Source organism: Pseudomonas sp. NFPP25, assembly GCF_900116505.1.
Taxonomy (GTDB): domain Bacteria; phylum Pseudomonadota; class Gammaproteobacteria; order Pseudomonadales; family Pseudomonadaceae; genus Aquipseudomonas; species Aquipseudomonas protegens.
In genome coordinates this window covers 981,052-1,006,448 of sequence record NZ_FPBG01000002.1, presented here as the reverse complement: position 1 = coordinate 1,006,448, position 25,397 = coordinate 981,052, and the positions used below count along the sequence as shown (strand labels likewise).

The 25,397-nt window shown below is 64.4% G+C and carries 25 protein-coding genes; 17 read left to right on the top strand and 8 right to left on the bottom strand.

Annotated features, from left to right (window positions below):
- Positions 1-490 precede the first annotated feature (490 nt).
- The 3 genes from BM382_RS11690 (at position 491) to BM382_RS11680 (ending at position 3,015) form a co-directional block, all read left to right on the top strand.
- Positions 491-928, top strand: coding sequence for a hypothetical protein (locus BM382_RS11690; RefSeq protein WP_015636500.1), 438 nt, complete (start codon positions 491-493; stop codon positions 926-928).
- Between the two features lie 537 nt (positions 929-1,465).
- Positions 1,466-2,359 carry a sensor histidine kinase gene (locus BM382_RS11685; protein WP_011062480.1) on the top strand — a complete coding sequence of 298 codons (894 nt, stop codon included), beginning with the start codon at positions 1,466-1,468 and terminating at the stop codon, positions 2,357-2,359.
- Positions 2,356-3,015: a response regulator gene (locus BM382_RS11680; RefSeq protein ID WP_011062481.1), complete on the top strand. Its 660-nt coding sequence runs from the start codon at positions 2,356-2,358 to the stop codon at positions 3,013-3,015. Before BM382_RS11685 ends, BM382_RS11680 begins: the two co-directional genes overlap by 4 nt.
- 1 nt (position 3,016) lies before the next feature.
- On the opposite strand, the gene yegS is transcribed toward BM382_RS11680, so the two are convergent.
- Positions 3,017-3,916: a lipid kinase YegS gene (yegS, locus tag BM382_RS11675; protein ID WP_011062482.1), complete on the bottom strand. Its 900-nt coding sequence runs from the start codon at positions 3,914-3,916 to the stop codon at positions 3,017-3,019.
- A 437-nt stretch (positions 3,917-4,353) separates the two neighbouring features.
- On the opposite strand from yegS, the gene BM382_RS11670 reads away from it, so the two are divergent.
- The 13 genes from BM382_RS11670 (at position 4,354) to BM382_RS11610 (ending at position 19,881) form a co-directional block, all read left to right on the top strand.
- Positions 4,354-5,787, top strand: a complete 1,434-nt coding sequence (locus tag BM382_RS11670) for an undecaprenyl-phosphate glucose phosphotransferase (protein WP_011062483.1) — start codon at positions 4,354-4,356, stop codon at positions 5,785-5,787.
- Complete coding sequence (locus BM382_RS11665) at positions 5,788-7,245, top strand: mannose-1-phosphate guanylyltransferase/mannose-6-phosphate isomerase (protein ID WP_072442892.1); 1,458 nt, start codon at positions 5,788-5,790, stop codon at positions 7,243-7,245.
- A gap of 68 nt (positions 7,246-7,313) precedes the next feature.
- On the top strand, positions 7,314-8,090 hold the full coding sequence (locus BM382_RS11660) for a polysaccharide biosynthesis/export family protein (protein ID WP_015636504.1): 777 nt from the start codon (positions 7,314-7,316) through the stop codon (positions 8,088-8,090).
- A gap of 18 nt (positions 8,091-8,108) precedes the next feature.
- Complete coding sequence (locus tag BM382_RS11655; RefSeq protein ID WP_072442890.1) at positions 8,109-10,103, top strand: lipopolysaccharide biosynthesis protein; 1,995 nt, start codon at positions 8,109-8,111, stop codon at positions 10,101-10,103.
- Positions 10,103-11,299: a glycosyltransferase gene (locus BM382_RS11650; protein ID WP_011062487.1), complete on the top strand. Its 1,197-nt coding sequence runs from the start codon at positions 10,103-10,105 to the stop codon at positions 11,297-11,299. Before BM382_RS11655 ends, BM382_RS11650 begins: the two co-directional genes overlap by 1 nt.
- Positions 11,289-12,584, top strand: coding sequence for a cellulase family glycosylhydrolase (locus BM382_RS11645; RefSeq protein WP_065365491.1), 1,296 nt, complete (start codon positions 11,289-11,291; stop codon positions 12,582-12,584). The genes BM382_RS11650 and BM382_RS11645 overlap by 11 nt, the downstream gene beginning before the upstream one ends.
- A 2-nt stretch (positions 12,585-12,586) precedes the next feature.
- Complete coding sequence (locus tag BM382_RS11640; protein WP_011062489.1) at positions 12,587-13,804, top strand: glycosyltransferase family 4 protein; 1,218 nt, start codon at positions 12,587-12,589, stop codon at positions 13,802-13,804.
- Positions 13,795-14,895 carry a glycosyltransferase family 4 protein gene (locus BM382_RS11635; protein WP_011062490.1) on the top strand — a complete coding sequence of 367 codons (1,101 nt, stop codon included), beginning with the start codon at positions 13,795-13,797 and terminating at the stop codon, positions 14,893-14,895. The genes BM382_RS11640 and BM382_RS11635 overlap by 10 nt, the downstream gene beginning before the upstream one ends.
- The gene (locus BM382_RS11630; protein ID WP_011062491.1) at positions 14,895-16,313 is read left to right on the top strand and encodes an O-antigen ligase family protein; all 1,419 of its coding nucleotides are present in this window, start codon (positions 14,895-14,897) and stop codon (positions 16,311-16,313) included. The genes BM382_RS11635 and BM382_RS11630 overlap by 1 nt, the downstream gene beginning before the upstream one ends.
- Positions 16,310-17,131, top strand: coding sequence for an acyltransferase (locus BM382_RS11625; protein WP_015636510.1), 822 nt, complete (start codon positions 16,310-16,312; stop codon positions 17,129-17,131). The genes BM382_RS11630 and BM382_RS11625 overlap by 4 nt, the downstream gene beginning before the upstream one ends.
- A 9-nt stretch (positions 17,132-17,140) precedes the next feature.
- Positions 17,141-18,556, top strand: coding sequence for a lipid II flippase MurJ (locus BM382_RS11620; protein WP_019095070.1), 1,416 nt, complete (start codon positions 17,141-17,143; stop codon positions 18,554-18,556).
- A gap of 16 nt (positions 18,557-18,572) precedes the next feature.
- Positions 18,573-19,499: a glycosyltransferase family 2 protein gene (locus BM382_RS11615; RefSeq protein WP_011062494.1), complete on the top strand. Its 927-nt coding sequence runs from the start codon at positions 18,573-18,575 to the stop codon at positions 19,497-19,499.
- A 127-nt stretch (positions 19,500-19,626) separates the two neighbouring features.
- Positions 19,627-19,881 (top strand): hypothetical protein, encoded by a 255-nt coding sequence (locus BM382_RS11610; protein WP_053159682.1) that lies wholly within the window; start codon positions 19,627-19,629, stop codon positions 19,879-19,881.
- A gap of 45 nt (positions 19,882-19,926) precedes the next feature.
- Here BM382_RS11610 and glp read toward each other — a convergent pair whose 3' ends face one another.
- A complete protein-coding gene (glp, locus tag BM382_RS11605) occupies positions 19,927-21,114 on the bottom strand; it encodes a molybdopterin molybdotransferase MoeA (RefSeq protein ID WP_170866324.1) in 1,188 nt (395 codons plus the stop codon).
- A gap of 22 nt (positions 21,115-21,136) precedes the next feature.
- Complete coding sequence (gene moaB / locus BM382_RS11600; protein WP_015636514.1) at positions 21,137-21,676, bottom strand: molybdenum cofactor biosynthesis protein B; 540 nt, start codon at positions 21,674-21,676, stop codon at positions 21,137-21,139.
- 242 nt (positions 21,677-21,918) lie between these two features.
- Here moaB and BM382_RS11595 point away from each other — a divergent pair, with 242 nt between their 5' ends.
- On the top strand, positions 21,919-22,140 hold the full coding sequence (locus tag BM382_RS11595) for a YgdI/YgdR family lipoprotein (RefSeq protein WP_015636515.1): 222 nt from the start codon (positions 21,919-21,921) through the stop codon (positions 22,138-22,140).
- A gap of 73 nt (positions 22,141-22,213) precedes the next feature.
- On the opposite strand, the gene BM382_RS11590 is transcribed toward BM382_RS11595, so the two are convergent.
- The 5 genes from BM382_RS11590 to BM382_RS11570 all read right to left on the bottom strand — a co-directional run bounded on the left by BM382_RS11590 (position 22,214) and on the right by BM382_RS11570 (position 25,380).
- Entirely contained in the window at positions 22,214-23,104 is an 891-nt protein-coding gene (locus tag BM382_RS11590; RefSeq protein ID WP_011062498.1) for a pseudouridine synthase, read from the bottom strand.
- A gap of 79 nt (positions 23,105-23,183) precedes the next feature.
- Complete coding sequence (locus BM382_RS11585; RefSeq protein ID WP_011062499.1) at positions 23,184-23,504, bottom strand: hypothetical protein; 321 nt, start codon at positions 23,502-23,504, stop codon at positions 23,184-23,186.
- A gap of 40 nt (positions 23,505-23,544) precedes the next feature.
- On the bottom strand, positions 23,545-23,991 hold the full coding sequence (locus BM382_RS11580) for a S24 family peptidase (RefSeq protein ID WP_011062500.1): 447 nt from the start codon (positions 23,989-23,991) through the stop codon (positions 23,545-23,547).
- A 111-nt stretch (positions 23,992-24,102) separates the two neighbouring features.
- Entirely contained in the window at positions 24,103-24,339 is a 237-nt protein-coding gene (locus BM382_RS11575; RefSeq protein ID WP_011062501.1) for a glutaredoxin family protein, read from the bottom strand.
- 69 nt (positions 24,340-24,408) lie between these two features.
- The gene (locus tag BM382_RS11570) at positions 24,409-25,380 is read right to left on the bottom strand and encodes an acyltransferase family protein (RefSeq protein WP_072442883.1); all 972 of its coding nucleotides are present in this window, start codon (positions 25,378-25,380) and stop codon (positions 24,409-24,411) included.
- Between the last annotated feature and the right edge of the window lie 17 nt (positions 25,381-25,397).

The following is a 25,397-nucleotide window of genomic DNA, read 5'->3' as shown; positions in this document are numbered from 1 at the left end:
CGCATGCAAATTGCCACACAAAGCCATTGATGTCACATTAACATCATGCTTTACTGGCGCGGTCAATTCAGCACCACCCTCTGCGCCGGCCAGACCTCTATTTCGGTGCAAGGTTCCCGTGCCTAGGGGAATCCCCTATCAACAATCAGGACCAGCCTGATATTCGCGATATCCAATAGCCATTAATGTGACGCCATTCTCATTGCATGAACGGAGTCAGGCTTTTGTTTTTGATCGCAGAAAGGTGGCTTGGCCCCCTTTCAAGCCCCACTACCCTCGCTCATCCTGCCCCAGCGCGCTTGCGCCGCCTTGCTGTGGCCGGCATGCGCGCACGGACCGGGTTCGAGGCCACTCGACTCGCTCGGCAGGCTGCGACCGCAGGCAAGCATTCAGCTATAACGTCAATCCAGCTGCACCTATCGCGTCCAACTTGCAAACCGTTCAGCCAACGCCCTATCAAGCCATCGGACACGCAGTCATGGAGATAAGCATGCTAAAGGACGGCCACGAGTGCGCCACACCGCTGCCCGAGTTCCTGCTTGAAGCCCAGGCCCTGCTGGCCAGATCGGAAGACTGCCTGAGCCACCTGCACCTGATCAGAAACGATGAAGAAGCCATCAACTGCCTGCTCGCCAGCCTGCTGAGCCTGGCCCAGGCCGCGGCCCGCCACGCAGTCAGCCCGCTGGCCGAATTCTCCCTGCATATTCATGGCGTGCTAAAGCGCACCCCCCATCCCCTGGACCTCAACGATCCGATCCTCGATGCCTTGAAGAGCTGCCTGACGCTGATGGCCTGGCAACTGGAACTGATCGACCCGCGCAACGGCCAGCTCAATCTGGACGACAGCGAACAAGTCATGCTGATCGAAGAACTGACAGAGCAAGTGGGACAAAACTGTAACTGCACATATCCATCTTGCAGCCACTGAAGTTGTATTTATCCGGCGGGGCAGCGGATAAAACTCTCGCCAATCACCGCCCTACTGCACAACATCGACAAAATATCGGGCCAACTGCCAAGCACCCGGTCGTTATTGATTAATTCATACCCAAGAGCGACATCAATCACTCCATAAAGCCAACTAGCAAGGTCACCGGGACTTGCTGTTCAACGCGCTGTGCATGCGGGCAAACCCGCTCCCCAGCACACTTTGCGCGATGTTCGGGCGCACGTGGCGCCAATGGTACCGACGTACCGCTACCCTCCAGTTCCTGACTCTGAAGTCCTATATGACTGAGCGTATAAACGCGACCGACGGTATCTTCGGTGGTATTATGCGGCGCATAAACGGACACAGTTAATGGCACATTGATTCCAATGGCGGCAGTTACTACTCAGCCTGTACAACACGAACAGACAGCGTTGATTGAAACCGGGTATTCAAAGAGCACCGTTTCCCAAACAAGCCTCGTCATCCATACTTGACCGGGCTCTTCGCAGCGAACATCCATTGGCTCCATCCGCTATGTACGCCAGCCTCAAGTCATTCTTCTCTTGGCCCCCCTCCCGTGATCACCTGCGCTGGCTCAGCCTGTTGCTGTGCTCCTGCTCGACCCTGGCCAGTGTGCTGGTCTACTGGTTGGGCCGGCCTCTGCCTCTGGGGTTGCTGGTCATCAACGTGGCGGCGCTGGCCTGCATCTGGATGCAATACGGTTATTCGCGCAAATCCATCCGCTTCCAGCCCCAGGAACTCGCCGAACGCCTGCTGGAGGTCAAGGAAAACGAACGGCACCGTCTGAGCCGAGAACTGCATGACGACATCGGCCAACTGCTGACCGCCGCCAAGCTGCAGACCGACTGGCTCAAGCGCCGCCTGCCGGACGAGCTGCAAGAACATTGCGCGGTGCTGGGCACCACCCTGGAAGAGACCCTGGCCAAGGTGCGGGACGTCTCCGCCATCCTCAACCCGCGGCAACTGGCCAGCCTCGGGCTGGAAGCCAGCCTGCGCGCCCACCTGCTCAAGACCCTGGAAAACACCTCGGTGCACTGGAGCCTGGAGTGCCACCAGCGCCTGGCGGGCATTCCCGAGGAAATGGCCGTCGCAGCGTTTCGTATCACCCAGGAAGCAGTGACCAACATCCTGCGCCACGCCCAGGCGAAAAACCTGCTGGTACGCCTGCAACGACTGCCCGAAGGCCTGTCGCTGTTCATCAGCGATGATGGCCAGGGTTTCGCCCCGGCCAGCGACCCGGGCGCCCAGGGCCAGCGCGGCATGGCCGGAATGCAGGAACGAATCAGTCAGTTGGGCGGCCTGTTGAAGGTCACCAGCGAGGCCGACCAAGGCACACAGATCGAAGCACTCTTTCCCTGGGCCCCTCGCACTCTGGAGCGGGCCAGCACGAATAAGGTTTTACATTGACCTGTAATTTACTCTTGGTGGATGACCACTCGCTCATCAGGGCTGGCGTGCGTGCCCTGGTCATGGACATTCCCGGATACGCGGTGATCGGTGAAGCGGATGACGGCTCGTTCCTGCTGGAAATGGTCGAAAGGCTGCATCCGGACATCATCCTGCTGGACCTGTCGATGAAACACACCGGCGGCCTCGACGCCCTGCGCCGGCTCAAGGCGCTCCACCCGCAGAGCAAGGTGCTGATCCTGTCGATGCACACCGACCCGGCCCTGATCATGCAGGCCCTGGAATGCGGCGCCCACGGCTACCTGCTCAAGGACACCACCGCCACAGAACTCGAGCACGCCCTCCAGGCCCTGCGCAACAATGAACGCTACCTGAGCCCGGCCATCGCCCACACGGTGATCAACCAGGCCCTGACCCGGGCTCAGAAGCAACCTCCGCCACCGGAGCAGAACCACAACCTGACGGCCCGCCAGCTGGAGATCCTGCGGTTGATCGTGCGCGGCAAATCCACCCGGGAGATCGCCCTGGGCCTGGGCCTGAGCATCAAGACCGTGGAAACCCACCGCTCGCAGATCATGAAGCGCCTGCAGATCTTCGACGTTGCCGGGCTGGTGCTGTTCGCCGTGCGCGAACGCATCATCAGCCTCGACGACTGACTCAGCGGGCGCCTCCCAGCAGCGGCGAATCCTCGGGCAGATGCACCCGCAACGCGCCAGGACGGGCGGTGAAACGCAAGGTATCGCCCTGCAGCGGCTCGCCGTCGAGGTTGATGTCCAGGCCTCGGGACGCCTTGATCTCGACCCAGGGCAGGCGTGCCCGGACAAACAGATTGTCGATCCCCAACCCGCCCGCCAGCAGGTTCTTCAGCGTGCCGACCAGTTCCTGGGGCGCCGGCAGGATGCTGATATCCAGCAAGCCGTCATCGGCCAGGGCCCCCGGGCACAACTCATGCCCGCCGCCCGCTTGACGGCCGTTGCCGATGCCCAGGGCCAGAAGTTCGCCATGCCAGTGGAAACCCGGCCCCTGCAACTCGCCATAGGCCGCGCTCAGCTCGGCAAAACGTGACAGACCGGTGAACAGGTAGGCCGCGCCCCCCAGGACCTTCTTCAAATCCTCCGAGGTGTTGGCGGTGACCTGGCTGCCAAAGCCGCCCGTGGCCATGTTGAGGAACATCTGCCCGCCGACCTCCCCCAGGTCGATCGCCCGCGCCGGCACATCCAGCAGGTCCAGGGCCGCCGCCGGGGTCAGCGGCACGCCCGCAGCCCGGGCAAAGTCGTTGGCCGTGCCCAGCGGCAACAGCACCAGGCTGGCCGGGGCGTCGGCATTGGCCAGGGCTTCGGCGATGTCCCGCAGGGTGCCGTCGCCGCCGCCGGCAATCAGCCGGGTATGGCCGGCAGCCAATGCCTCCTGCACCAGGCGCTGGGCATCCCCCGCCTCCCAGGTCAGGCGCACCTGCAAGTCCCAGCCGGCGGCGCGCCGGGCCTCGACGGCCGCGCGCACCTCCTCGTTGAGGGCCTGTTTGCCGTGCAGTATCAACAATGCCTTGCGCTCACTCATCAGCCCTGACTCCGGTTATGGATTCCATGAAGGATGTTGACCCTGCCGCCCGCCGAAAAAGTCTGTCGTCGGAATTTATTTTTTTGCCGGAAGCAGTCTGGCCATGGCCCCCCGGCAATCCGGCAGCTTAGCCGCAGGGAGGCAGGGATTCGTCCGGCACGGTTCGGCTTTCAATTAGCGGGTCGCTGTTTCATGAGCTTTACTGACCCTGTCGTTTAAATGAGGAAGTGCAGGTCATCACCTTGACCGGCGCCGGGGGCCCCACCTGAATACGCAGAGGGCCCGGTTTTCCCACTTGAATGCCGACCACGCCTGGGGATGAAGGGACGTGGCTTTTTTCGGTGCCGGGACCAGACGACGGGAAGTCGCAAACATTGCGAACTTCCTCGCGATCTCTCCAGTCAACCGGTGTGCCTTAGGTCGAGGGAATTGATCTTATGCGGTTGCAACCTGTAGACAGCCTGTTACTGACTCGCCCCAGCATGGTCGAGTACTTCCTGTTCGGCATCCGTGTGGTTCATGGGCTGACTGCAATCCTTCCCGGGCTGCTGCTGATCCTGCTGTCCAACAACAGCCAGGAAGCCTTGAAAAGCGACCTGACCCTGCTGGTGTTCTTCGCCCTCATCAGCGTGCTGATCTTCCAGGCCCTGGGGGTGTACGCCGAATCCATCTTCAGCAACCAGCTGCGCTTCCAGCTGACCCTCTTCGCCTGGGCCTCGTCCTTTTGCGTGCTGCTGTTCATGCATCACTCGATGCAGATGTTCAACACCATCGGCAACCCCGAGCTGTTCGGCTGGTTTGCCGGCAGCTTCGTGCTGTTCGGCATCGAGCGCCTGGTGCTGCTGACCCTGTTCCAGCAGTTGATGCAGCGCGGCGTGTTCCTGCAGAACGCGGTGATTCTCGGCGCCACGGAAAACGGCCAGCGCCTGGCCGAATACCTGGCACAACATCAGGACATCCGCTCCGGAGTGACCGGTTTCATCGACGACCGCATCGGCCGCCTGCCCAAGACCCTGTGCAACCTGCCGCTGCTGGGCAACTCCAGCGACCTGGAACGGCTGATCCGCGAGGAAAAGGTTACCCAGGTCCTGGTGGCGCTGCCCTGGTCGGCGGAAAACCGCATGGCCTATGTCATCCGCGAGCTGCGAAGGCTGCCGGTGAACGTGCTGCTGGTGCCCGACATGGTGGCCTTCCGGCACGCCCACAACCGCATCACCGAAGTCGCCAACCTGCCGATGTTCAACGCCTCCGAAGTGCCGTTGCGGGGCTGGTCGCCGTTCTTCAAGCGCCTGGAAGACATGGTGCTGTCGAGCATCGCCCTGGTGCTGCTGTCACCGGTGATGCTGCTGGTGGCACTGGCGATCAAGCTGGACTCCAGCGGCCCGGTGCTGTTCAAGCAGAAGCGCTACGGCTACAACAACCGGCTGATCGAGGTCTACAAGTTCCGCTCGATGCACCAGCACATGGCCGACGCCCATGCCGAAAAGCAGACCACCCGGGGCGACCCGCGCATCACCCGGGTCGGGCGCTTCATTCGCAAGACCAGCCTCGATGAACTACCCCAGCTGTTCAATGTGTTCGGCGGCAGCATGTCCATGGTCGGGCCGCGCCCCCATGCCACCGCGACCAAGGCCGCCGGCATTCTCTTCGAAGAGGCGGTCAAGGAGTACACCTCGCGCCACCGGGTCAAGCCGGGGATCACCGGCCTGGCGCAGATCAACGGCTATCGGGGCGAAACCGATACCCTGGAAAAAATCGAGAAACGTGTCGAGTTCGACCTGGAATACATTGAAAACTGGTCGGTCTGGTTCGACCTGTACATCCTCTTCCGCACTGTTCCATCCGTGATCATGACCCGCGAGGCCTTCTGAATGAGCACACTCATTCCCTGCATCATTGCTGGCGGCGCCGGCACCCGCCTGTGGCCGGTATCCCGCGAGGCGATGCCCAAGCCCTTCATGCGCCTGCCAGACGGCGAAAGCCTGCTGCAGAAAACCTTCGTGCGCGCCACCGCGCTCAAGGACGTCGGCCGCCTGTTGACGGTGACCAACCGCGAGGTGTTCTTTCGCACCCTCGACGACTATCGCCTGCTGAACAAGGCCAAAGTGGAGCTGGACTTCATCCTTGAGCCGTTCGGGCGCAACACCGCACCGGCCATCGCTGCCGCCGCCCTGCACGTGAGCCGCCTGTATGGCGATGATGCACAGCTGCTGGTGCTGCCCGCCGACCACCTGATCAAGGATGTGCAGGCATTCGCCAACGCCGTGGACAGCGCCCGGCAATTGGCCGAGCAAGGCTGGCTGGTGACCTTTGGCCTGGTGCCCACCCACGCCGAGACCGGCTTTGGCTATATCGAGAAAGGCCAGGGCCTGAACAAGGACAGCTTCCAGGTCAGCCGCTTCGTCGAGAAACCCGACGCCGCCACCGCCCAGCGTTATGTCGATGGCGGCCTGCACCTGTGGAACGGCGGGATGTTCTGCATGCGTGCCGACGTGATCCTGCAGGAACTGCGCGAGTTCGTGCCCGAGGTGGTCAGCGCCGTCGAACACTGCCTGGAGCAGAGCCACCGCAAGGAGGGCAAGCACGAACTGCAAGTGGAGCTGGATGGCGACAGCTTTGCCCAGGCCCCGGACATCTCCATCGACTACGCGGTGATGGAGCGCTCGAAGAAAGTCGCCGTGGTGCCCTGCCAGCTGGGCTGGAGCGACATCGGCTCCTGGCAGGCAGTGCGCGAGCTGACCCCGGCGGACGAACATGGCAACCAGTGCAACGGCGAGACCGTGCTGCACGATGTCAGCAACTGCTATATCGACTCGCGCAAGCGCCTGGTGGGCGGGGTCGGGCTGAACAACCTGATCATCATCGACACTCCGGACGCCCTGCTGGTAGCCGACGGCAACCGCAGCCAGGACGTCAAGCTGATCGCCCAGGAACTCAAGCGCCTGGGCCACGACGCCTACAAGCTGCACCGCACCGTGACCCGTCCCTGGGGCACCTACACCGTGCTCGAGGAAGGGCCGCGCTTCAAGATCAAACGCATCATGGTCAAGCCCAATGCCTCGCTGTCGCTGCAGATGCACCACCACCGCAGCGAACACTGGATCGTGGTCAGCGGCATGGCCCTGGTCACCAATGGCGAGGACGAGTTCCTGCTCAATACCAATGAGTCCACCTTCATCAAGCCCGGCCGCACTCACCGCCTGGTCAATCCCGGGGTGATCGACCTGGTGATGATCGAAGTGCAGAGCGGGGAGTACCTCGGCGAAGACGACATTGTGCGCTTCAACGACATTTACGGGCGGGCTCCCGCCGAAGCCGCCAAGACCTGAACTGACGCTCCAAGCAGCAATCTGGCCCGACAGGGAGTTGTGACTATGCACGCCAGGAAGACCGCTCGATGAAAAGACTCCTGCTGATTTCCAGTGTTCTCATGCTCTGCGCCTGCTCCATTCCGGCAAAGGTGGAGCTGCCGCCCAGCCAGGACCTGGAGGCCGCCCATCGGGCCGGTGATGCCCTGGCCGGCCAACCGTTGCCGCCCCAGCGGATTCGCCCGGGGGACACCCTGCGCATCGTCCGCAACACTGGTGAGGCGCCATCGATCTCGGCATTCACCGCCAACTCGATCTACGAACTGACGCTGTTCACCGTGCTCAACGATGGCACCTTCGCCTACCCCTATGCCGGGCAGGTCAAGGCCGCGGGGCTGACTCCGCAGCAACTGACCCAGGTCCTGGAAAACAAGCTGAAGAACATCTACCAGGACTCGGCACTGACCGTGAACATCAACCAGGCACCGGGCAACACCGTGTTCGTCGGCGGCTCGGTACGCAACCCGGCGTCCCTGCCGGTGACCGTGACCACCACCCTGGAGCAGGCCATAGTCGGCGCCGGGGGCCTCTTGAACGTGGGCGACAGCCGCAATATCGCCCTGCTGCGCGAGGGCGAGGACGGCCGCTACAAGACCTATTTCTTCGACTACCGCAAATTCATGATCGCCGGCAACGCCGGCGCCGCCCCGGTGCTGCTGCAACGCGGCGACGTGGTGTTCGTGCCCAAGTCCAGCGTCGGCAACGGCATTGAATGGGTGGATGTGTACCTCAACCAGTTGATTCCGTTCACCAAGTCGATCGGCATCGGGGCGAGTTACGAAATCAATCGCCAGTCGGCCAACTGATCGCCAAGGACAGCACTCATGATCAATATCCGTTCCTTTCGCGATCTGCTGCGGTTGTTCTTCATCTTCAAGCGCGAGGTCAAGATCACCGTCCTGGTGACCTTCGTCATCATCCTGCTGGGGGCCTTCCTGCTGCCCAATCGCTTCGAGTCCACCGCCCTGCTGCTGGTCAAGCCGGGGCGCGACACCAGCACCCTGCCGATCGAGATCGCCGATCGCCAGGCTGTGGTGATTCCCAGCGCCCAGCGTGATCCGATCATCGATGAGGAGCGCATCCTCGGCGGCGAGCCCATCGCCCGCAAAGTGGCGGAAAAGTACCTCGACGACCTGTCCCGCCAGCCCCAGCCAAGTGGTGCCCTGGCCACCCTCAAGAACGCCGTAAAGGGCGCGGTGGAAGGCATCGTCGACCTGCTGCGCGGGGCCCTGCAACTGGTGGGCCTGGTGGAGAAGCAGACCCCGGTGGAACGCCTGACCGAACGCATGTTGAAAAGCTTCAGCGTGACCCACGCCGCAGGCTCCTCGGTGATGGAAGTGAGCTTTACCTGGAACGACCCCAAAGTGGCCCAGACAGTGGTCAAGAGCTGGATCGAGCAGTACCAGCAGGAACGCGCGCAAACCCTCGGGCGCAAAAGCCTGTACGCCTTCTATGAAACCGAAAGTGGCGCCACCAACCAGCGCATCCTCGGCTACAAGAAGCAGATCGCCGACTACCTGAACCAACTGGGGGCGGTGAGCATCGAGGAGCGCCTGAACGATATCTCGCGCAACCTCAACAACCTCAAGGGCGAACACCTCAATACCACCCGAGCAGTGGCGTCCACTCGCAGCGGCCTGGAGACCATCCAGAAGCAGCTCAACAGCATGAAGAAAGAAATCAGCATCGGCCGCCAGATGAGCCTCAACCCGGACCGCCAGGACCTGCAGCAGCGGATCAACGCCAAGCAGATCGAGCGTCAGGAAATGCTCCGTACCTTCAAGGAAGGCGCCCCTCCGGTCCGCGCCATGGATGCGGCAATCGCCAACCTGCAAGCCTTGCTGAAATCGGAAAGCGGCACTGTGCAACGCAGCGAAAACCTGGCCCCGAACCCGGTCTATACCCGCCTGCAGAACAGCTTCGCCGACCAGCAGGCCAGCCTCAGCCGCCTGCAGACCCAGGCCGCCCAACAGGAAACCCAGTTGCTCAAGCTCGAACAGGAACGGCGCCAGGCGCTGGCCGTGGAACCTGAACTGGCACGCCTGCAACGGGAACTGAGCGCGGCGGAGAAAAGCTTCGCGCTGTACAGCGACAGCACCGAGAAAGCCCGCATCGACCGCGAGCTGGACCAGAGCCAGATCAGCAACATCGCGGTGATCGAAGAAGCCACCTTCAAACCCAGCCGGGTCTTTCCCAAGAGCCTGAGCATGCTGCTCGCCGCCATCCCCCTGAGCCTGGCGGTGGGCCTGCTGGCGCTGTACTTCTTCTATCTGCTGGACCAGCGCATCCATGACGGCGACCAGATCGAGGAGCGCTTCGGGGTCAAGGTCTGGACCAGCCTGCAGGACCTCGACAGCCACCTGCCGCAACGCAACAGCGCCTTCACCGCCAGCCTCTACCGCCTGTACGGCATCCTGCCCCTCAAGCAAGTGGCGCTGCAGGGGCTGGTGATCGGCCTGACCTCGGCACGCCGCGGCGAAGGCGTGAGCTTCGTCACCGCGCACCTGCGCGACCTGCTCCAGGAGCGCGGGCACGTGGTGCGGGTCAATGGCGCCCCCAACGCGGTGCCCGGCGAAATCGTCCTGCTGGAAGCCTCGGGCTTCTTCTCCAACCAGGAAGCCTTCGTCAGCCTGCGCGAGGCCGACCTGATCGCCCTGATCGTCGAAGCCGAAACCACCACGGTGCCCGTGCTGCAAAACGCCCTGTCGATTCTCACCACCGCCTTCAAGCGGGTCGACGGCATCATCATCAACCGCCGGCGCTTCGGCATCCCGGAGAACGTGCTGAACTTCCTGGCGCGGATCAGGAGCCCCCACTGATGCACATTGCCCTGCTGGCACCCATGCCTCCCGAGCAGAACGGCATTGCCGACTACGCCGCGCACCTGCGCGCCGCGCTGGAAGGCCTGGGGCTGAAAGTCAGCACGCCCCTGGCCGGGCTGGGCAACGACCCGCAACGCGCCATCGAGCGGGTGGCGCACAGTGACTGGCAGGGGATCGACCTGGTGCACGCCGAGCTGGGCGGTGGCCGGCTGGCGGAGTTTCATGCCCTCAAGGCGTTGCGCGAGCGTTTCCCCAGCCTGCCGCTGAGCGCCACGGTGCACGACCCCGAACGCCTGGTCTGGCGCCGGGCCAGCCTGCCCTGGCCGCTGTCCCTGGCCACGCGGCTGCCCTCACCGCTGCCACAGATCGCCACGGTACTGACCGACCCCTTGTGCCTGCACGAAGAAAAGCAGCTGGCCCGCAGCCTCACCCGGCTGATCACCCTGACCCACGCCGGCGGCGCCTGCCTGCGCCAGCGCATGGGGTTGCGTGCGGAGCAGATGGTGGTGATCCCCCACGGCAACCTGGCCATTCCCGCCCGGCCGCTGCCGCCGCTGAGCCCGTTGAGGCTGCTGTATTTCGGCTTCATCTACCGCGGCAAGGGCATCGAGGATCTGCTGGATGCACTGGCCATGGCCTTCGCCCAGCAACCGGCAATGCGCGAGCGCATGCGCCTGACCCTGGCCGGGGGCAGTGAACCGGAAATGGCCTTCGGCAGCGCCGGCAGCTACCTCGACCAGTTGCGCCAGCACATCCAGCGCCTGAACCTGCAGGACAGCATCGACTGGCAACTGGACCTGCCGGCCACGGACATTCCCAAGGTGATCCAGGCCCACCACGTGATGGTCCTGCCCTACCGCGAGTCGAGCAAGCTCAAGCTCCTGGGCACGCTACGGGGGACCAGCGGCGCCCTGTCCTGGGCGGTGGCCTGCGGCCGCGGCGCCATCACCTCCGACGCCCGCTCCTTCGCCGAAGAGGTGGCCCAGGACAACGGCGTGATCTTTCCCCAGGGCAACGTCGCCGCCCTGGCCGCCGAACTCAGCCACTTGTGCGCCAGCCCGGAACGGGTGGAGCGCTGGGCCGAGCACGCTGCGGTGATCGGCTCCCGGCGGGTCTGGAGCCATACCGCCGAGCGCTTTGCCCGGGTGTTCAGCGATGCCTGTGGAGGCCCGGCCCATGCCTATGCGACGTAGCTCGGCGATTGCCCTGCTGGTGCTCGCCTGCCTGTCCTGGAACGCCCTGGCGGATACCACCCTGCGCGCGCCGCGAGCGGTGGTGTGGAAGGATTTTCTCGGGGTCAACGCGCAGTTCCAGTACTTCACCCCCGGCGTCTACCAGAAGCAGATGGACCGGCTCGATGCCCTGGGCCTGAGCTGGGTCCGCCTGGCCATTCACTGGGCCATGATCGAACCCAGCGAGAATGACCTGCAGCTGGACACCCTGGACGCCGCGATGAACGCCATGCAGGGTCGCCAGTACCGGGTCCTGGCCTACATGGTGGGTTCGGCGCCCTTCGCCGCCAACGTGCCCAGCGGCTCGCCCCCTTCCGACCAGTACCCGCCCAAGGACTTCAACGTCTTCGCCCAGCGCATGAAAATGCTCGCCCAGCGTTATCCCCAGGTGAACACCTGGCAGGTGTGGAACGAACCCAACATCGTCTGGCTGCCCAAGGAAGACCCCGACGCCTACGACCAGTTGCTCACGACCACCACCAGCGCCATTCGCGCGGCGATTCCCGACAAGCCTGTAGCGACCGCGGGCATGGCCTACTACAGCCAGATGCGCAGCACCCCGGGGCTGATGCTCGAAGACCTGCTGCAACAGGGCCTGGGCACGGAAAACCTGATTGCCGCCTACCACCCCTATTCCGAGCTCCCGGAAGGCGACGATGCCGCGGCCCAGGATTTCCTCGTACGCGGCAACTTCCTCAACAACGCGCTGCACAGCCAGGGCGTGCAACAGGTCTGGGCCACCGAGTGGGGCTGGTCGAGCTACACCAGCGGAGCCCGGGAAATGCAGGCGATGATCGGCGTCAACGGCCAGGCCGACTACACCCTGCGCCGCCTGGCCCTGATGGCGGCCATGGACTACCAGCGGATCTTCCTGTTCAACCTCAGCGACCTGGATGCCCGCGCCAGCAACCGCGACCAGTCCTACGGGCTGGTGGACCTGGCCGGCGAACCCAAGCCGGTCTACAACGCCCTCAAGTATTTTCTCGACACCACCGGGCCGAGCCTGGCCCCGGCTGATCCCCCCGGCCTGAGCAACGCCCCGAGCGACTTGTACAGCATCGCCTGGACCCGGCCCGACGGCTCCCACGTCTGGATGTTCTGGAGCGCCAGCGGCGCCAGCCTGCAGGTTCCCGGGCTCAATGCGGCCACGCTGCATGATCCGCTGACCGGCACCCGTACCGAGCTGAGCGGGCAAGCGGGCCTGAGCGTGCCGTTGAAAACCAGCCTGCAACTGTTGGTGTGGTGAGCATGAAAATCCTCTGGACCCTGCCCTACCTGCCCTGGCCCGCCACCAGCGGCGGCAAGACCCGGCAATACCACCTGCTGCGGGCCCTGGCCGCCCGCGGGCACCGCATCACCTTGCTGGTGCAATCGAAAACCCCGTTGGACGACGCCACCCGCGCGGCCCTGGAGCCCTGGCTGGAACGCCTGATCGTGCTGCCGCGGCGGCCGTTGCGCAGCCTCAAGACCCTGTTCTCGGTGCTGTTCGCGCCCTACCCCATGCTGGCCGACGTCAACGGTTTGGCCGCGCCGCTGCAACAGCGTTTTCGCGAGCTGTTGGAGGAACCCTGGGACGTGATCCAGATCGAGCACAGCTACAGCTTCCAGCCCTTCGAACAGCCGCTCAAGCAATTGCAGCGCCCGTTCATCCTCACCGAACACAACGTCGAGTCGGCCCTCGGTGCCGCCAGCTACGACCGCCTGCCGGCCTGGTCGAAACCCTTTACCCGTTACGACCAATGGCGCTACCGGCGCTGGGAACGCCGGGTGTTCCAGCAGGCGGCCCGGGTCATCGCGGTGACCGAACAGGACGCCCTGACCCTGGCCCGGCTGAGTGGCAAACCGGCCGCGGTGGTGGTCAACGGCGTGGACTGCGGGCACTACGCCGCGGTGCAACCGGACCTTGGCAGCCAGCGCCTGCTGTTTATCGGCAACTACGAATACAGCCCCAACCTGGATGCGGTGCAATGGGCCCTGGAAGAGATACTGCCGCGCCTGTGGGCCATCAACCCCGAGGTGCACTTCGCCATCTGCGGCTACGCCCTGCCGGACAGTTTCCGCCAGCGCTGGACCGACCCGCGCATCGAGTGGCAGGGTTTTGTCCCCGACCTGCGGGACCTGCAACGGCGCTCGGCGCTGTTCTTCGCCCCGCTGCGCCAGGGCGGCGGTTCCAAGCTCAAGGTCCTGGAGGCCATGGCCGCCGGCCTGCCGGTAGTCACCACGGCCCAAGGCAGCTCCGGGCTGCAGGTAGAGAACGGCCAGCATTACCTGGGCAGCGAAGACCCCGGGGCCCTGGCGCAGATTCTCGCCCAGGCCCTGGCCGACCCCGAGCGCCTGCAACGCATCGGCGCCGCCGGGCGCGACTACGTGCTGGCCCACCATGACTGGACCGCCGCCGCGGCCCAGCTGGAAGCGGTCTATCACCAACTCCCCTCTGACAAAGAAGAAGTGTCCGTATGCGCATAGGTCTGGATTACCGCCCCGCCGCGGGCTACAGCAACAGTGGTATCGGCCGGCAGAACCTGGCACTGGAAGACGCCCTGCGCGCCAATCCGCAGGTCAGCCTGCAATTGTTTGGCGTCGCCCCGGAAGACCATCCGCTGCGCCGCCGGGTGCATTGCCCCAGGTGGGGCGCACCACTGCAGGGGGTGCATCGCCTGCCGAACCGGCTGCGCTTCGAGGGCGGTTTTCTGCCCGGGGCCCTGCGTGAGGCCGAGGTGGAGCTGTACATCTGCAACTTCAACATGGGCCTGCCCCTGGGCAGGAAACCTAAGAACCTGCGCTATGTATTGCAACTGCATGACCTGTTCCAACTGACCCTGACCAACAGCCACGGATCGCGGCTCAAGGAGCGGGTCTATGGCCTCACCGACAAGCTCTCCATCGGCCATTCGGTAAAGCAGGCGGACCGCATCTGGACACCTTCGCAGTACACCGCCGACGAACTGGTGAAGCTCTTTCCCCAGGCCCGGGACAAGGTCCGGGTGCTGCCCAACCTGGTTACCGGTTTCCAGGGCGAACCCGCCGACATCCGCGACCTGCAACTGCCCGAGCGCTACTGGCTGGCGGTGGGCACCCGCGAGCCGCGCAAGAACATTCCCTGGTTCGTCGCCGCCTGGCAGGCCGCGCGCCAGCAATCCCCGGACGTACCGGAACTGGTGCTGATCGGCGCACCGGAACACCTGCCCAGCGAGCTGCGCGCCGTGCATGGCCTGCACTTTCTCAGCGACCTCAGCGACAGCCAGTTGCATGGGGTGTACCGCCAGGCCCAGCGCCTGTGGCAGCCCTCCTACGCCGAGGGCTTCGGCCTGCCGGTGATCGAGGCCCTGAGTGTCGGCACTCCGGTGGCGGTGGCCAGCGGCTCGGCCCTGGACGAGATCACCCCGGCGGGCAGCCCGCGCTTCTCGCCCACCGACAGCGCCGCGCTGAGCCAGTTGATGGTGCAACTGGCCAGCGCCCCGCCGGAAGACCCCGCCCCCCTCAAGGCCTGGGCGGCCGGCTACGCCGAGGATGCCTATCGCCAGCGCTTCAATGAATTGCTCGAGGAGCTCAAGTAATGCCCATCGCCCTGCCGCTGGCGCTGATCTTCGGCCTGGTTTTCGGCGTGCTGATCTGGTTGCTGCCAGCGCTCAAGGTGCTGGTGCTGATGGTCGGCATCGCAGCGGCGGTGACCGTGGTCCGCCAGCCCATGCGCGGGCTGCTGCTGTTCGCGGTACTGGCGACCTTCCTGCCCTATTCGACGGTGCAGATCGGCCTGCGCACCACCGTCTCCGAAGCCCTGCTGCTGTTGGTCTGGGCCAGCATCCTGGCCCAGGGGCTGTTCTCCAACCTGCCCCGGCCGCCCAGGCTGCTGCGTACCGAGAAGCTGCTGCTGGCCCTGATGGCCTTCAGTGCCCTGCCCTTCATCATCGGCCAGGTGACGGTGAACGCCGATGGCAATGGCCCGGTGAACTGGGTCCGCTGGTTGCTCAACCTCTCGGCGCTGTTTCTGGTGCGACGCCTGTTGCAGCAAGCCAAGGCCCGGGAGCAACTGGTCTGTGGCCTGTTGCTGGGGACCCTGCTGCTCCTGCTGCTGTCGATCCCGGTGTTTCTGAAGAACGGCAGCGCCACGGCCATGACCCCGATCCTCGAAAAGCTCGGCTACGGCGGCATCGCGGTACTGGGCGACAGCCTCAGCGCCCTGGCCAATCGCATGGGCTCGCCGTGGATGCACCCCAACGTCACTGGCGGCGCCATGGCCCTGCTGCTGCCCCTGGCCTTCTGTTTCGGCCTGACCCGCAGCGGCTGGCAGCGTAAACTCGGCCTGGCGGTGGCCTTGCTGGGGGCCGCCGGGCTGCTGCTCTCCGGTTCTCGCGGAGCCTTGCTCAGCCTGCTGATCGTGCTGATCTGGATGGCCCGCCAGCGGGTGCCCTACACCGGACGCATGCTGATGGGTGGCTTCGTTCTCGGGGCCTTGCTGCTGATGTCCTATCCGCCCTTGCAGGACCGCCTGCTGACCCTGTTCACCTCCAACGATGCCAGCACCAGCGTGCGGGTCGACGAGTACTCGCACTTCCCCGCCGCCATGGCGATGTTCCCCTTCGGCATCGGCTTCAAGGTCGACCCACCCGTGCCCGGCACCGGCCTGTGGGGGATTTCCAACCTGTGGCTGAACTACATCTACAAGATCGGCGTGCCCGGCATGCTGCTGTTCGTCGCGGTGATCTGGAGCTGGTGGCGGGAAACCCGGGTTCCCGGGGTGGCCATCCAGTTGAATCGGGACAACGCCCTCTGGCTGGGCAGCGGGGCCGGCCTCAGCGCCGCACTGATCAGCGGCCTGTTCGACCATTACTTCAGCTTCACCCAGGTGTTGATCGCCCTGTTCTGGCTGCTGCTGGGCCTGAACCTGCATGAAGCCAGACGCCTGCGACTCAAGGCCGGCGCTGCGGCGCCCAGGGTTACTCCAGACTCCCCACCCTCAGGAATCCAGCCATGAAACATCGCCTCTTCCACTCGCAGAACCTGAAACAGGCCTTGCCTGACTATGCGCAGAAAATGGGGGTGAGCCTTGCAGAACTGGAGGCGGCCTATCAGTGGATGCTGGAGAACGATGTCGTGTTCGAGCAACCGCTCAAGGGCAACGTGCTGACCTACATCAGCTACCTGAACATCGAATCGAAGATCGAGCCGCCCCTGCCCCGGCGCTTCTACAAACTGCTGGGCCGCGAACTCAAGGGGGCGCTGATTCCCATGTACGGAATCAACTGGCCGACCCTGCGCGACCGCATGCTGCGGGTCTGGGAGCAGATCTACAACATCCTCATCTGCAAGATCCCCAGCCACACCCTGCGCCTGTTCTGGCTGCGCCTTGGCGGCGCGAAGATCGGCAAGGGCTCCACAGTGTGGCGCAATACCGAGGTGCTGGGTGTCGACAGCCTGCGCATCGGCCAGGACAGTACCGTGGCCTGGCACTGCCAGTTGGACGCCCGGGGCGGGCTGATCATTGGCGACCATGTGACCATCGCCTCCCATGTGCTGATCATCGCCGGTGGCCACGACCTCAAGGAGCCGGAATTCTGGGCGGTAGGCGGGCCGATCTACATCCATGACTACGCCTGGATCGCCAGCCGCGCCCTGCTGTCGTTTGGCGCCGAGATCGGCGAAGGCGCGGTGGTCGGCGGGCAGACCGTGGTGTCCAAGCCGGTACCGCCCTACGCCATCGTCAGCGGGCCGGACGCGGCGATCAAGGGCGAGCGCTGCCGCAACCTCAACTACAAAGTGGGCGGCAAAGGCCTGTTCACTTTGTTCCACTAAGCCCGGCCCATGTTCGGCGCGACGCTGTGGTTGACCCTGGCCACCCTGACCGGGCTGGCCGCCGGCTTTGCCCGGGAATGGCTGCTGGTGGCGGCCTGGGGCGCCGGTGGCCAGAGCGATGGTTTCCTGGTGGCGATGTTCCTGCCCGAGGCCCTGCGCATGGCCCTGGCTGCGGGCCTGCTGAGCGCCGCCGCGCTGCCGCTGTACCAGCAGCGCTCGGCCGGGGAGCAACAGGCCTGGCTCAGTGCCCTGGCCCCCCGCCTGTTGCTGTGTGGGCTGCTGCTGGCGCTGCTGCTGAGCCTCGGCGCGCCGCTGTGGGTACGCCTGATCGGCCCCGGCCTGGGCAGCGACGGTTATGCCCTGGCCAGCGGCGGCCTGCACTGGCTGGCCTGGTGCGCGCCGGGGTTCATTCTCCACGGCCTGTTCTGCGTCCCTCTGCAGGCTCGCGCCCGCTTTGTCCTGGCGGGCCTGGGCTCGCTGCTGTTCAACCTGCCGCCAGTGATCTACCTGGCGAGCCTGCACCATGCCGCCACCCCCACCGGGCTGGCCGCGGCCTGTGTGCTCGGCAGCCTGCTGATGCCAACGGTGCTGTTGCCGAGCCTGCTGCGCGATGGCTGGCGGCCCTGGCGCATGCAGGCCGCGCCCGGGGCCGGGCGCGAGTTGCTGCAACGCATCGGCCCGCTGCTGAGCAGCAACCTCGCCAGCCAGGGCCTGGCCCTGCTGGAGCGCATGGCGGCCTCATTGCTGGGTGAAGGGGCGGTTACCTGGATCAACCTGGCGCGCAAGCTGATCAACCTGCCGCTGATCGCCCTGATGAGCCTCAACCAGGTGCTGCTCGGGCTGATGAGCGGCAGCTCCGGCGAACAGCGCCTGGACCTGCTGCGCAAAGGCCTGAGCAGCGCCACCCTGCTGACCATTCCTGCAGTGGTCGGGCTGATTGGCGCCGCCGCCGCGCTGGTGCACCTGCTGCTGCCCAATCAAGCGGCGGACAGCCCCTTGCCGGAGCTCTTGGCCTGGTTCTCGGTACCGCTGATGTTCGGCGCCTGGAACGCCCTGCTGGCGCGCTACGCCTATGCCGCCGGCGACACCCGCATGCCGCTCAATTGCGAACTGGCCGGCAGCCTGCTCAATGCCCTGCTGCTGGCGGCGCTGCCGTATTTCCTCGGTTTGATCGGCATCGCCCTGGCGGCGATCTGCGGAGTGATCCTCACCGGCCTGCTGCTGATGCGCCGCCAGCAGTTGCTGGGGCTGGTGCCTTGGCGCAGTCATTGGCTGATCGGCCTGGGTGGCATGGCCCTGGCGGCGCTGTTCCTGCATCCGCTGACCTCGATCTGGTGGCAACTGGGCCTGAGCAGCGCCTGCGGCCTGCTGCTGTTGCTGATCCTCGCGGCCTGGCTGCGGCCCTGGCGCCAGAACCTGACCTGAACCGGAGGCTTGGACAATGTCGACACTGCGCGTGGCCTGTGTGATTCCCACCTACAACGGTTGCCAGGACCTGGCGCGGCTGCTGGATTCCCTGGAAATCCAGAGCGCGCCCTTCGATACCCTGATCGTCGACTCCAGCTCCAGCGACGGCACCTACGAGCTGGCGCTGGCACGCTGCGCCAATGTGCTGCGCATCGACAGCCGCGACTTCAACCACGGCGGCACCCGGCAACTGATGGTGGAGCGCAACGCCGATTATGACCTCTATGTGTTCATGACCCAGGATGCCTACCTGGAGGATGCCGAAGGTCTCGCCCGCATCGTCGCGCCCTTCGCCGACCCGCAAGTGGGAGCAGTATGCGGTCGCCAGTTGCCGCACCTCGATGCCAGCCCCCTGGCCAGCCATGCGCGGTTGTTCAACTACCCGCCGACTTCCCAGGTGAAAAGCCTGGCCGATGTGCCGGCACTGGGGATCAAGACCGCCTTCATGTCCAACTCGTTTTCCGCCTACCGGCGCGAGGCGCTGATGCAGGTCGGCGGCTTTCCCAACCACGTGATCCTGTCCGAAGACATGTATGTGGGCGCGAAGATGCTGCTGGCCGGCTGGAAGGTTGCCTATGAAGGCAGCGCCTGCTGCCGCCACTCCCATAACTACAGCCTCAAGGAAGAGTTCCGCCGCTACTTCGACATTGGCGTATTCCATGCCCGGGAACCCTGGATCCGCCAGGCCTTCGGTGGCGCCGGTGGCGAAGGCCTGCGCTACGTCCAGTCCGAACTGCGCTTCCTCGGCCCCGGACGCCTGGGGCAGTGGCCCGGGTCGCTGCTGCGCAACGCAGTGAAGCTCTTCGCCTACAAACTCAGCCAGCAGGAGCGCTACCTGCCCCTGGGCCTGAAAAGAAAGCTCGGCATGTACAAGCGCTATTGGGACAGCCCCTATGCCTGAACCGAGCCCCCAGGCCTAAAGTGAATTTTCTGACCGAAGAAAGAGAATCACCTGAATTGACCCTGCGGGGCCAATCAGTGACTGTGCATGTCAGGCACTGACGCCTCATACAAGGAAGTGCACCGTCATGAAAGACAAGGAGTTTTATCCGCAAGCGCGATCACCGCTCAAGCATCTGCAGGGCCAGCCCTGGGGGGCCACCCGCTCCCCCCGGGAGCTCGACCTGCCTCTTTCCTCGCAGCCGCTGCCGAGTCATTGTCGGCACCTGTCGTGGCTCAAGCGCCTGGCCAGGGCGGTACTGGCCGCTGCACTGCTGGCGGGCCTGGTGACCTGGGGTTTGCACAGCCGCTTCGGCCTGTTGCTGCTGTTGCTGCTGCGCTAAACCGCTCGGCGCGGGCCGGTGGCAGCCGGGCCCGCGCTGCCGGGGTCAATCCAGCACTTCACTCAGGGGAATGAAGTTGACCCGATCGCCCTGCACCAGGGTCCGCCCTTCAAGCACCTCCACCAGCCCTTCGGCCCAGGCCGCACTGCACAACACGCCCGAGCTCTGGTTGCGGTAGATAATCGCCTGCCCGTTCTCCAGGCGCCCCCGCAGGTATTCGCGGCGATTGCCGGGCTGGGGCCAGGCAAAACCCGCCGGCACCTGGAAGCTCAGAGGCTGCACCTGCTGCACGCCCTGGCGACGCAACAGGTAGGGGCGCGCCAGCAGGGCGAAGGTCACCAGGGTCGATGCCGGATTGCCGGGCAGGCCGATCACCGGCACGCCGCGAAAATGGCCGAAGGTCAACGGCTTGCCGGGCTTGATCGCCAGCTTCCACAGGGCCAGCTCGCCCTCTTCGCGCAGGGCGATGCCCAGGAAGTCCGCCTCTCCCACCGAGACACCACCGGTGGACAGGATCAGGTCGACCTCCCCCAGTTCCGCTAGGCGCTGGCGGGTCGCGGCCAGATCGTCAGGGAGGATTCCCGCATCCAGCACCTCACAGCCCAGGCGCTGCAACCAACTGCACAGCACCACCCGGTTACTGTTGTAGATCTGGCCCGGCCCCAGGGGCTGGCCAGGTTCCACCAATTCGTCACCGGTGGACAGCACCGCCACCCGGACCCGGCGCACCACTTCAAGCTCGGCGCACCCCAGGGAGGCAGCCAGGCCTTGCTCGATCGGCCCCAGGCGAGTGCCAGCCGCGAGCACCTGCTCGCCCACCGTAGTTTCCTGGCCCTGAGGGCGAATGTTCTGACCCAGTTGCAGAGGTTCGCTAAACAGCACGCGCTGATCGTCCTGGACCTGGGCGTTTTCCTGCATCTCGACGCAGTCCGCCCCGGCCGGCACCGGCGCACCGGTGAAAATCCGCGCGCAGGTCCCGGGCTGCAGTGGCTCAGGCGCCTGACCGGCAAAGATCCGCTGACTGACCGGCAGGGGTTCCCCCCGCCAGTCCTCCAGGCGCAGGGCGTAACCGTCCATGGCGCTGTTGGGCCAGGGCGGCAGGTCCAGGCTGGAGATCAGCGCCTCGGCCAGCACCCGGCCCTGAGCCGCCGCCAACGGCAAGCGCTCACGCTCGAGGATGGGGGCCGAACCGGCCATCGCCAACAGGCGCTCCAATGCCTCTTCCACCGGCATCAGGGCGCCCTGCTTGCCCGGCTTACCCGCGGGATTCACAGGGTGCCGCCTGTTTCAGGTGAGGAACGAAATTGCACGGCCGGTGCCGCGAATCCAGCTGTTCGGCGAGGATGCCGTCCCAGCCGGTGCGCACCGCATTGGTGGAACCCGGCAGGCAGCACACCAGGGTGCCATTGGCCAGCCCTGCCAGTGCCCGGGATTGCACAGTGGAGGTGCCGATATCGGCGACCGATATCTGCCGGAACAGTTCGCCAAAGCCGTCGACCTGCTTGTCCAGCAGGCAGGCCACGGCTTCCGGGGTGCTGTCACGGCCAGTGAAGCCGGTACCGCCGGTGATCAGCACCACCTGCACCACGTCGTCGGCAATCCAGGTCGCGACCTGGGCGCGGATCTTGTACAGATCGTCCTTGAGCAGCACCCGTGCCGCCAGACGATGGCCGGCGGCGCCCAGGCGCTCGACAAAGACCTGCCCGGAGGTGTCGGTTTCCAGGGTGCGGGTATCACTGACAGTCAGTACCGCAATGTTCAGCGGCGCAAAAGGTACATCAGCCTTGGCTTTCATAGGCTCGATCCAAAGGTAGGAGAAACAGCCCGTTGTTATATCACAGCGCTCCGGCCTGCCGCCGCTGTGGCCTCGGCAATAGCCCCCAGTGGGTAGACGCTGTTGCGAACTCGGCTAATCTGCCGCGGCGAACGCCTGCGATCTGCCCGGCAACGTGGCAGAATGTCCCTGGCCAAGGAACTTGCAGACGTTGTATACGTCTGAAGACCAGCACTCAAAAGTACTCATTTCGGAGACACACAATGACTCAACGGACCCTCGCCACTCTCATGCTCGCACTGGGCCTGGCCACTCTCGCCGGTTGCGCCTCGCCGACAGTGATCACCTTGAATGACGGTCGCGAAATCCAGGCCGTCGATACCCCTAAATACGACAAGGATTCCGGTTTCTACGAGTTTGAACAGCTGGACGGCAAGCAGACTCGCATCAACAAGGATCAGGTCCGTACCGTCAAAGAGCTGTAAGCCTGACGGTTGTCGACCTGAAAACAATAAAACCCGCCTGGTGCGGGTTTTATTGTTTCTGCGCCTGGGGTATTCACCACTGCAGGCTGATGCGGCTCGCGAACTCGCGTTCCTGCCCGCTCAACGGGTCGATGAAACGCAGCCCCTGGGCCAGCAGCTTCAGCGGCCGGGCATAGTCGTCCTCGATGTCCTTGAGCACCTCGGGATAAAAGGGATCGTTGCAGATCGCCGCTCCCAGGGCATTCATATGCACCCGCAGTTGGTGCTTCTTGCCCGTGACCGGGTACAGGGCGTAACGCCACAGCTCGCCGTGTTTCTCCCTGACCTCGATGGCTGTTTCGGTATTGCTTGGCCCCTGCGCTTCTTGCATGCGGAAGAAGGGCTCACCGTCCACCAGCCGGCTCTTGTGCAGCAGCGGGAAGTTCAACTGCGGCAAGGCAGCGGCAATCGCCTCGTAGCGTTTTTCTATCTTGCGGGTGGGAAACAGCGCCTGATAGGCCGAGCGACTGTCTGGGTTCGCGGAGAACAGCACCAGCCCAGCCGTATGCCGGTCGATACGATGCAGGGGCACCAGGTGCGGGTTGCCCAGGCGCCGGATCAAGCGCCGCAGCAACGTCTGCTCGACGTACTCTCCTGCCGGGGTCACCGGCAGAAAGTGCGGCTTGTCCGCCACCACCAGATGCTCATCGGCGTAGAGGATGGTTTCCTCGACCGGAATCACCTTTTCATCCGGCACCTCGCGAAAGTAGTGAATCCTCAAGCCTTCGCGATAGGCCAGCTCCAGACTGATGGGCTGGCCCTGCCCGTCCAGCACCCGGCCACGGGCGATACGGTCCAGCCACTGTTCGCGGCTGATGGCCTTGAAGTGATCACACAGGCAATCCAGCACCGTCGCCCAGGAGCCCGGGGGCAGGTACAGGGTACTGGCCTGATGCTGTGCAGCGGAAAAAGGTGAGGATGACATACAAAAAGCTCGAAGGATCAATGCAGGGCGGCATTATCCAACAGCCGCCACAAGGAACCTAGGAACAGTTTCCGAGGTTTCAGGCGCAGGACTGCTTGGCCTGGGCCGCGGCCTCGGTGAACTCCTTGAGCCAGCGCAGTACATCCACCGCCTCCCAGCGGCCCGGATCGTAGAGGGCGTACAACAGCCCCTGGTAACCCACCACATCCAGTTGCCGGTGGTAGCCCGCACGCTGGAACAAGGCTTCGATCTCGGCAAAGCAGGTGTTGAAGTGCAGCTTGTTGAAGGGCGTCTTGCCTTCGGTGACCAGCCCGTCCAGGCGCAGCTCAAGCACCGCTTCACGCACCACATCGGTGGGCATGCTGTTCACGCTGTTTTTCAGTTGTTCGACATTGACCATCATCTATTCCTTTAACGGTTTGAAGCGTCCACCACACTCATCAGGGCTGCTTGCGCCCCACATAACTGACCACCCACAACACCACGCCCCAGATCTCGATCGAGCCCAGGTCATCCAGAACGATGGAGGGGATTGAAGGGCGCGCCGCCTTGAGCAGCAAGCCGCCACGAGGATCGGGCGCCAGCAGGCGCAGCGAGTATTCGCTGGCGCCCTGGGCCCGAACCACCAGGTACTGGTCGACCGCCGGAGTGGCCGAGCGGTCGACGATCAACCGGTCACCGGGGTAGATGCCGAACCCCAGCAGGTTGTCATCGTCCACCAGCAGGCCATGGATCTGCGGCGCGCCCAGGCCCAGGGTCCGGTCGAGGGAAAAACCGCTGCCGCTGGGACCATCGGCCAACGCGGCAGGCTCGCTGTCACCCAGCGGCGCAAAGCGGGCTGGCATCGGTTGCGAGCGTTCGGTACCGGTCAGGAAAGTGAGAGACATGGCGAGACTCCTCGATAGCTGTATATGCATACAGTAAACCAATCGAGAGCTCTCGCCAATGAATTCGCACGATGAGCGACGGGCGGAAACCCTGCCCGCCCCCCTGGTGCATCAGCGCAGGAAGGCCACCACTTGCTCGGCGTCGAAGGGCCAGCCCAGCTCGGCGCCGGTATCCACCCGGCGCAGTACCGGGATGCGCAGGCCGTAGCTGTCGAACAGTTGCTGGCTGTCGGCGATATCCACCAGTTCGACCATCAGGCCGTGTTCCACCAGGGGCATCAGCTCGGCCTCGGCCAGTTCGCACAGGTGGCATCCAAGGGTGCCGAACAATTGGCATTCAGGGGGCATGACTGGGCAACCAAAAAAGAACAGGTGCCTATTCTAGGCCCGAGAGAAAAAGCCGTCGACCAAGCGCCCTCAGAGAATGAAACGGACCCGGCGACTGGCCATGATCAACAGCGGCGCAACGCCAAAGGCCAGCAGCAGGACCAGCCCGGCCATGCCGTTGCCATAGGCCATGCCCAGGGACAAGGCGCCGAAGATGAACCAGGGATGCACGTAATACACCGCCGAAGACAGCTTGGCCGCGAAGTTGCTGTGGGAGGCCCGGAAGTACACCTGGGGCAACAGGAACAGGGCCGGGGCAATAACCAGCAATGAGGCGAGGAAGTCGAAGTTCTGCTCTACATCGGCGCGCAGGGCGAAGTTCAGTGCCGCCTCGGCCAGGATCAGCCCCAACCCCAGCGCTAGCCAGCAGCACACCCCGCGCCGGCTGAGCCGCTCTGCCAAGCGATGCCGGGCACAAAGAAAGCCGATGGCCATGAACGGGAAGCCCATGAACAGGAAATTGCGCGCGGTGTAGTCGTTCTGATTGAAGTGCTGGAGAAAGCCGTTGGGCAGTTCGTAGTAGACCCGCGCGTACTGCAGGCCCAGACCGATGAGGAACGCCGTCAGGGCCAGGCCGATCAGCGCACTTGAACGCCAGCGACGCAGCACCAGCAGCATCGCTGCGCCGCCGAGCATGCCCACCAGGTACCAGAGGTGGAAATAGCCGATCAGCAGCTTCTTCACGACCCCCAGCACCCCGCCCAGGCTGGCGATCGTGCTCGGGTCGATGTACTGCGGGCTGTAGACCAGCATCCAGAACAGGTAGAGCAGAAGGCCGCGCTTGAACCACTGGGCGAAGGAGTGGCCGCTCTCCAGGGTCTGGAAGAGGTAGTAGCCGTTGATGATGAAGAACGTCGGCACCGCCACCCGGAACAGGCCGTTGCACAGCAAGTAGCCGACCCAGGTGTAATTGCCCCCCAGCAGCTTGCAGTGCAGCGCCACCACCATCACCGCCAGCAGAACTTTCAGCGCGTCGAGGTTTGCGTTGAGCACTTTCGGCATCGATGGCTACCCGAGTA

Bases quoted from the DNA above. Each gene is read 5' to 3' on its own strand.
- BM382_RS11630 (WP_011062491.1), top strand. From the start codon at position 14,895: ATGCCCATCGCCCTGCCGCTGGCGCTGATCTTCGGCCTGGTTTTCGGC.
- BM382_RS11660 (WP_015636504.1), top strand. From the start codon at position 7,314: ATGAAAAGACTCCTGCTGATTTCCAGTGTTCTCATGCTCTGCGCCTGC.
- BM382_RS11690 (WP_015636500.1), top strand. From the start codon at position 491: ATGCTAAAGGACGGCCACGAGTGCGCCACACCGCTGCCCGAGTTCCTG.
- BM382_RS11590 (WP_011062498.1), bottom strand. From the start codon at position 23,104: ATGTCATCCTCACCTTTTTCCGCTGCACAGCATCAGGCCAGTACCCTG.
- moaB (WP_015636514.1), bottom strand. From the start codon at position 21,676: ATGAAAGCCAAGGCTGATGTACCTTTTGCGCCGCTGAACATTGCGGTA.
- BM382_RS11610 (WP_053159682.1), top strand. From the start codon at position 19,627: ATGAAAGACAAGGAGTTTTATCCGCAAGCGCGATCACCGCTCAAGCAT.
- BM382_RS11575 (WP_011062501.1), bottom strand. From the start codon at position 24,339: ATGCCCCCTGAATGCCAATTGTTCGGCACCCTTGGATGCCACCTGTGC.
- BM382_RS11585 (WP_011062499.1), bottom strand. From the start codon at position 23,504: ATGGTCAATGTCGAACAACTGAAAAACAGCGTGAACAGCATGCCCACC.
- BM382_RS11645 (WP_065365491.1), top strand. From the start codon at position 11,289: ATGCGACGTAGCTCGGCGATTGCCCTGCTGGTGCTCGCCTGCCTGTCC.
- glp (WP_170866324.1), bottom strand. From the start codon at position 21,114: ATGCCGGTGGAAGAGGCATTGGAGCGCCTGTTGGCGATGGCCGGTTCG.
- BM382_RS11650 (WP_011062487.1), top strand. From the start codon at position 10,103: ATGCACATTGCCCTGCTGGCACCCATGCCTCCCGAGCAGAACGGCATT.
- BM382_RS11655 (WP_072442890.1), top strand. From the start codon at position 8,109: ATGATCAATATCCGTTCCTTTCGCGATCTGCTGCGGTTGTTCTTCATC.
- yegS (WP_011062482.1), bottom strand. From the start codon at position 3,916: ATGAGTGAGCGCAAGGCATTGTTGATACTGCACGGCAAACAGGCCCTC.
- BM382_RS11615 (WP_011062494.1), top strand. From the start codon at position 18,573: ATGTCGACACTGCGCGTGGCCTGTGTGATTCCCACCTACAACGGTTGC.
- BM382_RS11570 (WP_072442883.1), bottom strand. From the start codon at position 25,380: ATGCCGAAAGTGCTCAACGCAAACCTCGACGCGCTGAAAGTTCTGCTG.
- BM382_RS11640 (WP_011062489.1), top strand. From the start codon at position 12,587: ATGAAAATCCTCTGGACCCTGCCCTACCTGCCCTGGCCCGCCACCAGC.
- BM382_RS11625 (WP_015636510.1), top strand. From the start codon at position 16,310: ATGAAACATCGCCTCTTCCACTCGCAGAACCTGAAACAGGCCTTGCCT.
- BM382_RS11620 (WP_019095070.1), top strand. From the start codon at position 17,141: ATGTTCGGCGCGACGCTGTGGTTGACCCTGGCCACCCTGACCGGGCTG.
- BM382_RS11665 (WP_072442892.1), top strand. From the start codon at position 5,788: ATGAGCACACTCATTCCCTGCATCATTGCTGGCGGCGCCGGCACCCGC.
- BM382_RS11685 (WP_011062480.1), top strand. From the start codon at position 1,466: ATGTACGCCAGCCTCAAGTCATTCTTCTCTTGGCCCCCCTCCCGTGAT.
- BM382_RS11580 (WP_011062500.1), bottom strand. From the start codon at position 23,991: ATGTCTCTCACTTTCCTGACCGGTACCGAACGCTCGCAACCGATGCCA.
- BM382_RS11635 (WP_011062490.1), top strand. From the start codon at position 13,795: ATGCGCATAGGTCTGGATTACCGCCCCGCCGCGGGCTACAGCAACAGT.
- BM382_RS11670 (WP_011062483.1), top strand. From the start codon at position 4,354: ATGCGGTTGCAACCTGTAGACAGCCTGTTACTGACTCGCCCCAGCATG.
- BM382_RS11595 (WP_015636515.1), top strand. From the start codon at position 21,919: ATGACTCAACGGACCCTCGCCACTCTCATGCTCGCACTGGGCCTGGCC.